This window comes from Dyadobacter sp. CY345 (genome assembly GCF_021502725.1).
In the GTDB taxonomy this organism is placed as follows: domain Bacteria; phylum Bacteroidota; class Bacteroidia; order Cytophagales; family Spirosomataceae; genus Dyadobacter.
Genome location: NZ_JAKFFS010000002.1, coordinates 131,513 through 146,231, shown reverse-complemented (window position 1 = coordinate 146,231; position 14,719 = coordinate 131,513). Strand labels below are relative to the sequence as shown.

8 protein-coding genes are annotated in these 14,719 nt (G+C 39.4%); 4 read left to right on the top strand and 4 right to left on the bottom strand.

Annotated elements, in window-relative coordinates:
• Positions 1-3: 3 nt before the first annotated feature.
• Together L0657_RS10355 and L0657_RS10350 are read right to left on the bottom strand one after the other, a co-directional pair.
• Entirely contained in the window at positions 4-3,414 is a 3,411-nt protein-coding gene (locus L0657_RS10355) for a C25 family cysteine peptidase (RefSeq protein WP_235150543.1), read from the bottom strand.
• Positions 3,415-3,439: 25 nt separating this feature from the next.
• Positions 3,440-6,454: a C25 family cysteine peptidase gene (locus L0657_RS10350; RefSeq protein WP_235150542.1), complete on the bottom strand. Its 3,015-nt coding sequence runs from the start codon at positions 6,452-6,454 to the stop codon at positions 3,440-3,442.
• A gap of 476 nt (positions 6,455-6,930) precedes the next feature.
• On the opposite strand from L0657_RS10350, the gene acpP reads away from it, so the two are divergent.
• Positions 6,931-7,164 (top strand): acyl carrier protein, encoded by a 234-nt coding sequence (acpP, locus tag L0657_RS10345; protein WP_235150541.1) that lies wholly within the window; start codon positions 6,931-6,933, stop codon positions 7,162-7,164.
• A gap of 42 nt (positions 7,165-7,206) precedes the next feature.
• Here acpP and L0657_RS10340 read toward each other — a convergent pair whose 3' ends face one another.
• Both L0657_RS10340 and L0657_RS10335 read right to left on the bottom strand, forming a co-directional pair.
• Entirely contained in the window at positions 7,207-7,842 is a 636-nt protein-coding gene (locus L0657_RS10340; RefSeq protein ID WP_235150540.1) for a response regulator transcription factor, read from the bottom strand.
• A 14-nt stretch (positions 7,843-7,856) separates the two neighbouring features.
• On the bottom strand, positions 7,857-9,089 hold the full coding sequence (locus L0657_RS10335) for a sensor histidine kinase (RefSeq protein WP_235150539.1): 1,233 nt from the start codon (positions 9,087-9,089) through the stop codon (positions 7,857-7,859).
• A 417-nt stretch (positions 9,090-9,506) separates the two neighbouring features.
• Here L0657_RS10335 and L0657_RS10330 point away from each other — a divergent pair, with 417 nt between their 5' ends.
• The 3 genes from L0657_RS10330 to L0657_RS10320 all read left to right on the top strand — a co-directional run bounded on the left by L0657_RS10330 (position 9,507) and on the right by L0657_RS10320 (position 14,695).
• A complete protein-coding gene (locus L0657_RS10330) occupies positions 9,507-10,277 on the top strand; it encodes a hypothetical protein (protein ID WP_235150538.1) in 771 nt (256 codons plus the stop codon).
• A gap of 102 nt (positions 10,278-10,379) precedes the next feature.
• On the top strand, positions 10,380-12,863 hold the full coding sequence (locus L0657_RS10325; RefSeq protein ID WP_235150537.1) for a T9SS type A sorting domain-containing protein: 2,484 nt from the start codon (positions 10,380-10,382) through the stop codon (positions 12,861-12,863).
• A gap of 302 nt (positions 12,864-13,165) precedes the next feature.
• Entirely contained in the window at positions 13,166-14,695 is a 1,530-nt protein-coding gene (locus L0657_RS10320; protein WP_235150536.1) for a malate:quinone oxidoreductase, read from the top strand.
• The last annotated feature ends 24 nt before the right edge of the window (positions 14,696-14,719 follow it).

The following is a 14,719-nucleotide window of genomic DNA, read 5'->3' as shown; positions in this document are numbered from 1 at the left end:
AGGCTATTTAACTACAATAATCTTTCCGGTTACTGAACTTCGCTCTCCCGCGCTATCTTTAAATACTATTTTGTATAAGTAAAGCCCAGATTGCCCCGTTGGGATCCAATACCAGCTTCTTCTGCCATCGATCACAGTTTTACTTTCGATGATGTTTCCGCGAGTATCATATATGTAGCTTTCTACAGAGCCTAATGTTGTGTTATGGTCTTCATCAATTCTAAATTGAACATAATCCGTAGCAGGGTTAGGACTGGCTATAACTATCAGTCCATTTTGCGAATCAGACACTTTGAACATTATCCTATATTGGTATGACGCAATATTTCCTGCTAGATCTCTGGCACTAACAAGGAGTTCATATTCTCCAGCAACTAAGTCGGCAGGTAAATATTCGACACCAAAAACTTTTTCGGATATTAATGACCATTGCATCTGATTGCCGGAGTATGTTACACGTTTAAAATCACATGAATTGTCTCCACATAGTTTTAGCGAGATATCAACTAATGAAGTATCCCCTAAGAGAAGAGAATTATCTTCTAAGACTATACTTATAACAGGATTTTTTCCAACCGTTTCGCCATTTTTAAGAATCTCACTATTAAATCTGACATTTAAAATTGGAGCGATAACATCTTTGACTGGTCCACCCGGGAAACTCTTTTCATTTTTGACCAGATCCCAGTCAATAAGCAATTCCGAGTCGTTATTAGCTTTGTTACTTTCTTGAATTGTATTCGCTGGATCTAGCTTTACTTCAATGCGTTGTAGCGGACGTGTGTTGGCAAATGTCAGACGAACCGTATCATTATTAGAAATAGGGCCGGCACTTTCAGTTCTGGTATCTATTGATCCGTCAGAATAGACGTATCTCACCCTCACTGGCAATATCTTACTCTCATTTCTTCCAAGATTTTGTAGAGCTACTTCAACGCTAAGCTTCGAAGACTGAGCAATTGTTTTATTCTCTTCTGCACGAATTACAATACCTAAATTCCGATTTACAGTATAGTCAGGCAATTCTTCACGAATCAGGATCATTGACGGATCTCCCTGTAGAACAGATTGATGTAAATTAGAAAGCTCATAAGCACCGTATGAGCCGCTCGTAATTTTTGCTGCCATATCTTTCTGAATCAAACCAATAGACGAACCAGCGCCTAATGGATCTTCAAAAACTCTTGTATACAGTTCTTTTATGTAAATAGAGGATGATGTTAAGAAAGTGTAATAAGAGTTGGCAATGATTGCTATTGCTCCTTTTTGCCTTGCACATAGCCAGTCAGCTGATAATGGCTCTCGCAGTGACGAAGAATAATCCTCATCTGTATTTCCTTTAAAAATGTTTCCTACGCCGCAGCCGTTGAAATACATTAATGGGTATTTATTAATGTTTTGATAGCCCCTCGTTGCATCTGATACGTAGCCCATGTCCAAATCAGTAATTGTTGGAGAACCATGCCCAAAATAAGAAATCATCCCTACACCATCATTCACTTCGGGAGTAATGTTTACCTTTTCTACATCAATTGTACTTTGTTTCTGAAACACCTTTACTGAACCTCCCACACTTCCATTTTCTACCAAAGGTACCAAGGACTCTAATGCACTTCTTAACTGAATAATTTCACCTGCTGATTTACCTCCTGACAAATGCAGCACATTTTTTTTCCAGCCAACATCTATGTTTGATTCTCCCTCATAACTCTTCACTTTGTCCAGATAATTTCGTATCTGAGTTATATTTGTCGCGGAAATTCGTCCAACAGGAATAGCAGGAACATCAAGTTTGGCACCTGCCAGACCGCTAACTAATAAGAGGTCTGATCCCGGATAACCAACTGTTGGAACCTGATTTTTCAACTCTTTATTTTTGATGGTTGAATCACCATAGGAAATTGAATTACCGATCAGCAATAAATTATGTTTTGTCTTTATTCCTTTCGAAAGCATATAATCAACAAATCTTCGTATAGCTACCGGACTTGGCTCTCCGTAGTTGAATTGATTGTAGACATCATTAATCGATATTACCAATGGGTTATAAGAATTTCCGGCGGCCGACTTCCTGTAATTGGCATACTCAATCGCGCCATCTTTAAGCTTTTCAGTCGTCAGGATTAAATAGTCATACTCTGAAGGTTCTATTAGTGGCATGTGAACAATCTCCATCTTTGCAGATGCTACCTCGCTTTTTTCATTTGTTACTAAAAGAGAAAGAGATTGCGTGGAAGTACGTGGCACTGTCACTTCGAGCATACCGCCAATCAAAGAGCCAGTTAATAAAACTGGATTTTCAGAGTCAGTTACATCATAAATTAATGGACTGTCAACTGGATTAGTTATTCTTATCCGACTATAATTTTCAGCAGTCGGTAGCAGAGTAAAAAGTTTACTTTTTTTATCCTTCATATCAAAAGACTGAGGATATACTATTTTGTAATAGGTAAGAGAATACATCCCGACTGCGTTCCAGTCAGTTGAAACTTTATTTGAAAACAATTTAAAAGTAAAACTTCCATCAGACGAAATATCAGAATCATCTGCAACATTTAATTGATACTTCTTTTTTCCGTCACCAAAACCCTGAACTGTTAAATTTCCGGAAAGGGTTCTCAACACTTCCGGATTTTTCCCTACTTGAAGTGATATGTCATTATTCGTATTCGTTCTACCGTATACCAACAATTCTATTTCCGGTTTCTGATTTTCGGCTCTGACAAGATTGTCAAACTTGTAAGAAAAAACAGGATCGCCAAATAATAATGGATGGGTTAAAGTAGCGTTTTTACCATAAATCTTACTCGTCATACCTTTCCCTCTCTCCAGAAAACTATAAATTAAATTCAATGTAAAAAAGTTATTTTGAGGACTGTAAGAGTCTTGATCGGTAAAAGTGATAATCTCCGTTTGTAAGTGATAACTTACAGGCACCTGTCCATTATCAATAGGTCTCGAAATATTCTTTGCTCTACTTGTAGAGCCACTAGCTGCATTTGTAAGAAAATATGCACTCTCATCAGAATATATACTTAAATATGGATTTGTTCTCGCAGCAGGATCTGGTTGAAATGAGCTATTTCTATAAAGCAACTCATCTGATTTACCGTCATTTTTGACTCCATAAAAAACAATCTCAGTGCTGTTAGCACTAATAATCGCTACCTCTTTACCGCGCCTCCATAGTTGAAACCTTGATGGATCGCTCTTAGGAAACGAGGCGGGAAGGGAGGCGACTGGAATCCTATATATTCCATCTTTATTAACTGCAACTTTTACAAATTCTTGTTTATAGCGATCGTTTAACCAGCTATTGGAATAAGGGGCACCCCATTGTGCATTCGAGTCCGTGTTACATAAGAAACAAAATAGAACGGCAATAATTGACACAATAGAGTGCTTCCTAGACATAATTATTAAGAATAGTATGTATTTTCTAATTTTTTATCAACTTTTTACTGTATACGTCACCATTGCTGGTAATCATTTTCAATATGTACTCTCCTTGCTGAAGGTTTCTCAAAGATATTTCATTCGAAGAAGTTCCTCGTGATAAAATGCGTCCATTAACATCGATCAATTCCCAAGATTGGAGGGATGCAGGAACACCCATTTCAACATTCACCAAATCATTTGTTGGGTTAGGATAAACCGATATTGCACCTTCTTTAGATACGTTAACTGATATGATATTTGAATACGTTGCTTTTTCTACATCACTACCAGTAGTCATAAAATCCACCTGTTTTAGGCGATAGTAGTTAGTGCCTTTAGATGGACTGGCATCAAAAAATTGGTAGGCACTTTCTTGATTTGAGTCCCCCTTTCCTTCGACACTACCAATTTCCTCAAAGTTTTTGGCGTTGTAACTGCGCTCTATAACGAACCTACGGTTGTTGATCTCCCATGCTGTGTTCCAATCCAGTCTAACCTTATCTGATTCATACTTCCCTTTAAACCCGAAAAGCTCGACAGGGAATGGTGTTGCTGATGTTGATAAAATTCGAAGAGCCGGATCACCTTGTAGCAGTGATTGGTGCGTGTTTGCCAGAGTGTAATCATCCGGTGCGTTATTTGATCTGACAGTGATAATGTAACTAGCTGTACTTTGGTGAATTTTGCCAATATTTGGTCTTTCATTCTCACTTTTCGGAAATATTTGATCGTATAGTGCAAATAAATAATCCCTGGAAGAGGACTCAAAAGCGTAAAAACTATTTCCAATAATGGCAATAGCACCTGCCCTTTTTGAAAGCATCCAGTCTGCGGTCATAGGCATAATCTCTTTCGCAAGATTCTTATCACTGCCTGTATATCCCGCTGGATAACTTGTAGTACTGCCTTTGAATATATTTCCGACTCCGCAACCATTAAAATACATGACCGGATATCTGTCGTTAGCGGTGTATCCTTTCCTACTATCTGAGATATAGCCTAAATTATAATCTGTGTAATGAGGATTACCATGGCCAAAATAGCTCATAAAGCCCAGACCCGAATTGACATCTTGTGTTATATCCAGCGCTTCAGGGCTCCCCAGCAGGTTATTTGGCTTTTTTTGAGTGATAACACTTCCTAGGAACGGTGCAGAAGTAACTTTTGTATTCAACGTATTTGTGTAATAAGCACCGAAGCGGTCGCTTTCGCCATTGTTAACACCACCGTTGATGTGCATGGACCTTTTGCGATAAGTAAGATTTTCGGTACTATGCTCATAAGAACTGACTTTCTCAAGGTAATTTCTAACCTGCTCGACAGTGGTAGCTGTAATCCTGCCAACAGGAATTGCCGGCACATCTTTTGCCACACCGCCCAACCCTTCAACTAATAATACATCCGATCCGGGGAAACCTATACTAGGTACCTGATTAGGAAGTTCTTTATTAGTTTGAGTCTGATCACCTTCTGTAATTGAATGTCCAACAAGAAGTAAGTTATGTGTGCTCCTTATACCTTTGGAGATCATAAAATCAACAAACCGACGAATAGCCACAGGACTGGGCTCTCCGTAATTAAATTGATTGTATACGTCAACAACGTCAATAACCAAGGGACTGTACGATCCACCTGCGGTAGAAGCCCGGTATGTTTTATATTCCTCAGCGGCAACTTTTAAGTTATTTGTTGTCACTATAAGATAATTATATCCCAGTGGATCATAATCAACCATAACAGGAGTAGCTATGGTAGACGTAATATCAGTTGCAGCTGCCGAATTTACCAACAACGTAACAGGTTGATTTGCTTGTCTGCGAACCATCACGTTTAACTCTGATCCAGTGTAGGAAGCCGTCAACTCAATAGGCTTGTCGGGATTTGTTACATCAAAAACTTTTGCAGAAGCTGGCGCGTTCGTAACAGTCACCTTACTCATCGTCGTCCCGGATGGTTTCGCTGGCAAATTCAATAAAGCTGAAGTTTGTCCACTCATGTTAAATTGTTGAGGGTACTTTACCTGAATATACGTCATTGAATATATCCCAACGGTATTATAATCGGACGTAATTTTATTTGTAACGAGTTTAACACTAAGATTACCATTTACTGGTAAATCTGAATTTGCAGGTTGATCTGAAACATTTAATACATATTGTCTTTTAATGCCTGCGAACCCAGCAAAGGTCATTGATGAGCCCAAAGACCTCAAGGTTCCAGCATCTTTCCCAGCCTGAACACTTACATCATTGGTTGTTGGCGTTCTACTATAGAGCAACACTTCAACCTCTGCATTAGCTTCCGTGCTTGCATATAAATTCTTTACAGGGAAAAGAATCGTTGGGTCACTTAACAGCAAGGGGTTAGTTAGTGTAGCGTGCTTTCCATAAGTGGTACTTGTCATTCCCTTTCCATTCTCCAGATAACTTTGCTGCAGTGATTGAGTGAAGAAATTTTTATCTATACTGTATGAATACTCGTCAGTAAAAAGTTTCAACTCTGTTTGCAAATGATATTTTTCTGCTTCAATAGCAGTAACCGCATCATTAAGCAAAACTGCTCTTTCCCCATTGGTCGAAGAAAAATAAGTAAGAAAATAAGCACTAACATCAGAAAACATGCTATACTTATCGTTTGTACGCTGACTTGGATCTACATTGTGATTTTTATCTCTGTAAAATAGCGCATCCGAAGCACCATCATTCGGAACACCGTAAAATTGAATTTCAGTATTTGTTGCACTGGTGATTGCCACTTCAACACCTCTATGATAAAGATGTAATTGATTAGCCTTATTTTGGAACCCAGCGGGCAGGGTAACTTTATGAATTCCCTTCTGCCTAACACTTATTTTGATCCAATTAGGCCCAAACTTCCCAGCAAGCCACTCATTCCCATAAACTCCACTCCAAGGGCTCTGCGCCAAGGAATCTGAAATCGGGAGCATAAAATTAAAAAGCGTAATAGCTGCAATAACAATCAGTCTAATTGCCTGTAAAGTAAATTTGTTGTGCATAATGTGGACTCGTTTATGTTACGATATTTTTTATTTAACTGATTAATAGCCATACTATTGCCTAAAACCTCAGATTAAAGAAGGATAGCGGATCGTAGAAGTTAATCAATTGAGGATAAAATTACAACAAGTTAAATATCTGTACAAGTAAAGATTATAATAAGTACTATTAGTTACCATACTTTGATCCTTTCCATGGCAGAAAAACTACCTAAACAATTTGTTTTCAATGGATTCTTAGTCAGCTATACATGCTATTCCATGTGAGCTATGCATGTTATTCTACAAATATCATATTCTGTTAATATTTAGTCTACTGCCTTTTTGAAGGAAACGCCATTTAAAAATAAAATATATAAAACGCTGATTAATCTAATTTGCACTATTTCACAGTACTAATCCCACATTAAATACGTTCATAAAAAAATCGGTAGCCCGTTAAAATTGTTAAAACTTTTATATTAGCCAGAGAAATCATGAGAGAACGTATTATTAAAATACTGAATAATTTTGGCGTTGATAACAGCGCGGTTTCAGATGATGCCAATTTTATTAAAGATCTGGGATTTGATAGTCTGGATACGGTTGATCTGATGATGCAGGTTGAGCAGGAATTTAATATCGCGATTCCTGATGATGATTATCCTAAAATTGTCACTTTAAAAAGCCTGGTCGAATATCTTGAAGAACGTCAAAGTATAATGGCTTAATCAATTTCCAAATTTCTTCATAAGTCGGTGCCTGACATCGACTTATAATGGTCTCCCAATCACCCATTTATTCGAGTTCGCAATTTTTATTGCGTCAGCTTTACTGGATACTTCCAGTTTCCGATAAATATTTTTGATATGGGTCCTGATTGTCTCTTTACTAACAAAAAGATCTAACGCTATTTTAGAATAACTTTTGCCTTGAGCTATACTTTGCAAAACCTCAGTCTCTCTTTCTGTTAACGGAGAATCCTGCTGCTGGCGAAATGATTGAACGACCATTTTAGCGATCGATAAACTCATGGGAGCACCGCCGGCAAGTGCCTCGTCAATGTTCTGGACAATTTCAGAGAGGTTTGAATTTTTTACAATGTATCCGCCCGCTCCCGCGCACAAGGAACGAAAAACTTTTTCACTATCTTCAAGCACCGTAATAATCAGCACGATACAGTTTGGAATCTGTTTTTTCATTCTGACAGTTCCGGCGATACCGTCCATGCCCGGAAGCTCGATATCCATCAACACAATGTCCGGATTATCTTTATCGATATTAGACAGTGCGTCCTCACAGTTATCGTATAAATTTACTACTTCGTAACTTTCAACAGTATCGAGCACGGCACTGAACCCTTCCCGGATGGAAGAATTGTCTTCAATAATAATTATCCTCTTCCTCATGCGTGAGTTTTTAGCTATTCAATAATTGTGAAATGAACAGGCGCTTCCAATTGCAGCCTTGTCCCTTGCGGACTTCCATAGACATTCAGCTTGAATCCGTTGTCCTTCGATCTCTTTTGCATGTTATGCAATCCATTATGGCGTGATCCATTATCTGGCTCTTTCCAGGTACCGTCATCCTGCAGAGCGATGCTGATATGTTTTTGATAAACCGACATTTCCAGGACAACCTCAGTCGCTCCCGCATGTTTTGCAACATTGGTCATCGCTTCCTTAAAAATGAAAATGATATGACGTGAAGCAAAGGGCTCCAACTGTGCAGATTCATTCCCGGAATTAACCGACGAATTCACAGAAAACGCGATATCAAACTGATTATAAAATACTTGTCCAAACGATGTAAGATAAGCAAAAAGCTCCTCAGGATCGTCACTGTTATTATTTACACTCCATAAAAAATCCCGGCTGGAAGCGTACAACTGATCGCTGTTTGCTATTATGGTATCTACAACTGGGATTACGGCCGGGTTGTCTTTTAATTTTAACTTAAGCATGGCCGCCTGTCGCGTAATTGCGGACAGCATATTTCCGGTTTCATCGTGAAAGTCACTTGCCAGATTCTGACGCATTGTCGACAGCTGCTGCGTCCGGTCTTTTACCGCCCTGTTCAATAAATCTATTCTGATATGCTGCTGCTCTCGTATCTGTAAACGAGCGGCGTCGTGCTGTTCCTGAACAAACCAAAAGAAGGCTCCAAAAAAAATCGTCAGAACAGTATGTGATACCGCAGCATACAAACTCTGACCACTGGCTTCGGGTATGGCGTAATAAATAACCGTTATCGCAATAATGTTCAAACCGATCATGACAAGACCAATTTTTCTATTAAACCAAAAACCGGTCAGTAATACAAGATATAGTGTCGTGACAGCCGGGGAATTAATGCCGCCTGTTTCTAATGTATCCGTTATGATAACAAAATAACTTGTCAGCAGTACCAGAATTAACGGAGGCCAGTAAATTCCAAAAAATTTAAGAGATAATAACGTACAAATCCCTAAAAAGGCAAGTACATAATAACCAATAAGAGGAGGCGGAAAAAAGAATAACGGAATTGGCAAAATCAGCAGAAGCGCTGTTGCAACTATACCACCACTCACAATGGTACGAACCTGATCATATTCCGGATGCAGTTGGTTACGCATGGCGGGCGTCAGGAAATAATGTATAAGTCTTTCAGGAATCATGCTTTCAATATTGGCATTACAAAATTAAGCAGTGCAACTTCATTTTTCAGGATCTAAACTAAGTAAAATACAAAATCACCCATTTTGGGTGATTGCTTACCGTAGAATATGCTTATAATTTTGAATTCAGTTCTATACACACATATGCCATCGTTTATCTCATTAAAACCCTCCTCCATAAGCTCAAAAAATTGAGCAAGCAGTAAACGCTGGTAGCTATCCAGGCTACCAGCATAAGTAAATCTCCACTTACAGGACTATCTGTATCGATTCATCTCTAAGGAGTTGTCGATTTTATTCTACAAAAAAATATTTTTTTTATCAATAGCTTTACAGGAGAATTCTGTATTGCACATCTTTCTGTATTCATAACACACACTATAATCTTAACGTGGATGTCAATTCCACCTCAATAAAATGCAAAAAAAAATTACGACTAATTTTACCATAATACTCTTGGCATATATTTTTATTCCCTTACTTTCAAAAGCTCAAAGCAGTCTCCTAACGTCCTGTGAACCAGCGAAAGACTATTCAGTGATAAAAAAAGGTGATACAAAATGTATTACCGGAAATACCACCATTACCTATCTCACATTAGAGGGTGGAACCCTCATTATCGACGGAAATGCGAGGATCAATAACCTCGCAATTGATGGCGGCAAAATAGTGATTTCAAAGTCAAGTTCTGCGCTTTTACCACCGATGACAATGAACGATGTTACGCTTAGTAATGGTGGCGCCATTACGTATATGGGTAACGTAAACATGTCTTCGGGAAATAATTATGTCATAAATGAAAATACTGAAAGCAGAATGGATTGGGGATCTTCTGAGCTCAATATGGCCGGAGGAAATTCTACTTTTACCAACAACGGCACTGCCTCGATAGGAACGTTAAGGATTGAAGGCAGAGGAGCGAAAGTCATTTTGGGCAACAATTCTTTAACGAATGTAACAAATCTGATCAGCACCAATGACAACAAAGTGACCGTGCCGCAGGGCACTGCCAAATTAGGTCAGGCCGGATATGCGCAATTGTCCAAATCACTAACATTAAGTTCTAATCTTACTATCTGCCCGGGGCCAGCCGCAGAAATCCGTCCATTATCAAATTCGGTCGGAGGGTATGGTAAAGCCATTGTGATGGAAAAAGGTTGTAGTTTTTTTCCATTGTCAATTAAATAATAGTATTCCAAAGAATAATAATCAACCTATATAGTACTCAATTTGCAAAGGTTTGCTCTTCGGAAGTCTTTGCGTTATGTAAAACATGATCAACATATTTTTATGAAATTAAAATTTCTACAAGTTTTTGTTATCCTCCTTTGTATTTCAAAAATAAGTTTTGCCCAAGTCTCGGTAACATTTCCTTCCGACCGCGTTGTTTTCCAGCGTGATAATTCAAACCAGGCAGTACTTGCCGTTGCAGGATTTTTCTCAGGTTGCGTTGATCGTGTTGAAGCGCGTTTCGTACCCCGGGTCGCCGGACAGGGCACCCAAACCCCTGCTGACGGAAGTTGGGCTGTTATTCAAAACAATCCTGTTGGCGGTAATTTTTACGGTACTATGCCTGTTAGCGGTGGCTGGTATAAGCTTGAAGTTAGAGCCATTTTAGATAATAACCCGGTGGGCACAAGTTCAGTTGAACATGTGGGCGTGGGTGAAGTTTTTGTTGTTGCCGGACAATCCAACGCAACCGGTGGCGATGACAACCCCAACGGGCCGGGCTCTACTGACGACCGTGTCAATAGTGTAAATTTTCAGAATTTCAATGCAAATGGCTACTCTGGGATTGCTCCGTATTCTGAACTCAAGCTTCCTTGTCCTGAATTTGTTCACCTGGATGCAGAAACAAAAACTGCTCCTTTTGGTAATTACGCCTGGTGTTGGGGAGCTTTTGGTGATAAGATGGTTCAAAAATTACAGGTTCCGGTTATGATTTTTAACGCGGGATGGTCTAGCACAGGAATCAAAAACTGGCAGGAAACAATCAATCCGAATGGTGTTACAACCAGTGAATTCAGCTATACATTTCCTACTGGCCTTCCTTTTGGCCACATGCGTGTAACTTTGAATAATTATGTGGCCCAACTTGGCGTACGGGCAATTTTGTGGCATCAGGGAGAAACGGATAATCTTGCAAACCGGACTCGGGTTGATTACTTAAAAGATATTCGAGACGTGATTCAAGCATCGCGTGATCTGTCCGGAAAAAGCAATCTTGCATGGGTTGTGGCCAGAGTATCCCGTTTTAATGTTGGCGGAAGTACGCGTACCTGGCAGCCTGTTATTGATGCACAAAATGATGTGATAGGAATTGGTAGTAACGGTGCAGACCCGGCATATAAATTACCCGGAGTTTTTGCGGGTCCCGAAACGGATCCTTTTTATGATATCAATTACAGAAGGGATCAGGTTCACTTCTCGGGCCCGGGACTTATAAGCCTTGCTGATTGGTGGGCAGAAAAACTGAATACCGACTTTTTTGCTCAATCCACACCCTACTCGGCTACTCCTCCGCCAAACGTTTCTGTATTTCGTTCGGAAACAGCTGATGTTACCCTTAACGCTCCCAACGGCTGGCTTAATTACAATTGGTTGTCCGCAAATAACTGCAACAATACTTTGTCAGGTAACCAGCAATGGACTTCATCCTCAGGAGATTTTAAACTGAAAGTAACAGACAACCTGAATAATACTGTTTTTTCTCCAGCTTTGCGAATTCCTGCAAACACAACGCCTACTGCCATTGCGAAGAACAACGATTTGGCCCAGCAGGTAATTTACAATGCAAAAAATAAATTGTTAGGAAGCGACTGCCGCATTATCGCAACGATTGCCCCGCAGTCAAATTCAGGCTTGATAAACGGAACATTGACTACGAAAACAATTATTGATGCGACACCCGGCACCTATCTTAATAATAAATATTTACAGCGCCATTTTGATTTAAAAACAGACAGGACAAATTTAAATTCGAAGGTTGTTATTTATGCCTTGCAGTCCGAATTTGATGCCTATAATGTCAATAGCAACATTCAGTTACCAAAAAACCCTACCGATCAGACCGGAAAAGACAATTTGCGGGTTGTACAATTCCAGGGAACTTCATCAAACGGATCTCTTGGAAGTTATAATGGAAGCCGCACTGACATCACGCCTTCTGGCATAATATGGAACGCAACGCTCAATAGCTGGGAAATCAGCTTTGACATGAATGCCGCCGGTGGCTTTTTTGTTAGCGTAAATAACAACGCGCTGCCGGTCACTCTTACTCGTTTTTCAGGAAGCACCAACGGCAAGTCAGTTTCATTGGAATGGGCGACATCATCAGAGGTTGATGCATCACATTTCGTAATTGAAAGAAGTTCGGACGCAATCAATTTTGATGCACTTGGAAAGGTTATCGCGGCGGGTGATTCTCACACAGAAAAACAGTACAATTATCTTGACAGCGCTTTACCGACAGGACTTTATTACTATCGCCTGAAGCAGGTTGACAGAGATGAATCATTTGAGTTCAGCCGTATTATTGGGGTAAAAGTTGAATCCGGATTAGCCTTAAAAATATTTCCAAACCCAGTTAAAGACTTCTTAACCGTTCAGTCAGAAATAGAAATAAACTCAGTTGAAATTTTCAATTCCGCTGGTGTCAGGTTAAATTCTGTTAGGGTTAAATCTAACTTTTACTCTTTTGATATGACCAATTATCCGACAGGTTTATATCTGGTTAAGATCAATGATCAAGTATATAAAATCGTGAAGAATTAAGTATTGCACTTATATAATTTCAGTGACATAAAAATTTATGTTACATAAAATGTTGTCAGATTAATTCTGGCAACATTTTTTTATTTGTGGCTAAACTTTTTAAAATCTACTTTTGTCCGGAAATTAATAGAATCCTTAGATGTTTTAATTGATCTTAAAAAAGAACTTTTCACGTATAGACTAATTTATTTTTTCAATTAGCTTATTTTGGAAACAATTAGTACAAGCAATATTGTTCATTATAGAGATTTTGGATTTTTCCGGGCTGACATGCCTAATGAACTATAATTCTTTCTTACACAATGAGTACCATAAAATCTATAAAATCGATTACTCCTGATGTCGTACTGATTGGGGCCGGTATCATGAGTGCAACGCTGGGCATTTTACTTAAAAAGTTAAATCCTGCTTTTACAATCTCTATTTTTGAGAGACTGGACCGCGTGACTGCTGAAAGTTCCGATGCCTGGAACAATGCAGGAACAGGGCACTCTGCCTTTTGTGAGCTAAATTATACGCCTCAAAATGCTGACGGTTCTGTCGAAATATCAAAGGCTATCAAAATCGCCGAATCTTTTGAAGTGTCAAAAGAGTTCTGGGCGTATCTTGTAGAAAATAAGATCATTGAGTCTCCGGAAGAATTTATCCGCCACATTCCTCACATGAGTTTTGTTTGGGGTGCTGAAAATGTAGACTATCTGAAAAAACGTTTTGAAGCGCTTACTGCTCACCATTTATTCGAAGGAATGAAATATTCTGAGGATAATGCAGAAATTGAAAGCTGGGTTCCGTTGATTATGGATGGAAGAGATCCAAACGAAGCGGTTGCCGCAACACGTATGGAACTCGGTACGGATGTAAATTTCGGATCGCTGACCAGAAATATTTTTGATTATCTTGAAAAACAGGACGGTGTAAATCTTTACCTGAACCACGAAGTTGAAGATTTCAAGCATGAATCTGACGGCACGTGGACAATCGCTGTTAAAAATTTAGAGACAAAGAAATCACAAAAGGTCACGACGCCATTTGTCTTTATTGGTGCCGGTGGCGGTTCACTTCCTTTGCTTGAAAAATCCGGAATTCCGGAAGGTAAGGGATTTGGAGGATTTCCTGTAAGCGGACAATGGCTGGTTTGTAATAAGCCTGAAATTGTTGAACGTCACCAGGCGAAAGTTTATGGAAAGGCTGCGGTCGGTTCTCCTCCAATGTCGGTACCTCACCTTGACACCCGGGTTATTGATGGCAAAAAAGCGTTGCTTTTTGGACCTTATGCAGGTTTTTCAACAAAATTCCTGAAAAACGGTTCATACCTTGATCTTCCTCGTTCAATCAAGTTGAATAATATTAAGCCAATGCTTGCGGCTGGTATCCATAACATACCATTGACAAAATATCTGATCGATCAGGTGAGACAATCGCCTGAAGATCGTTTGGCGGCTTTGAGAGATTATATGCCTAAAGCGCGACTGGAAGACTGGGATCTGGAAAAAGCAGGTCAGCGTGTTCAGGTAATTAAAAAAGATAAAAAAGAAGGCGGGGTTCTGGAATTTGGAACTGAAATGGTAACAGCCTCGGATGGTTCGCTTGCGGCTTTGCTGGGTGCGTCTCCCGGCGCTTCTACATCTGTTTCAATCATGCTTGATCTGATCCACCGCTGTTATGCAAAAGAAACACAAAGTTCTGAATGGAAACAGCAGCTTACAAAGCTGATCCCTTCATTTGGAAGTTCTCTTGCAAAGGATGCGAAACTGGCAGCCAAAACACGCAGCAGGACGACAGAAGTATTAAAACTTAGTGCTTCAAGAAAGGAAGAAGAGATACACGCATAAGAAATGCGTTTTAAATAAATGAAA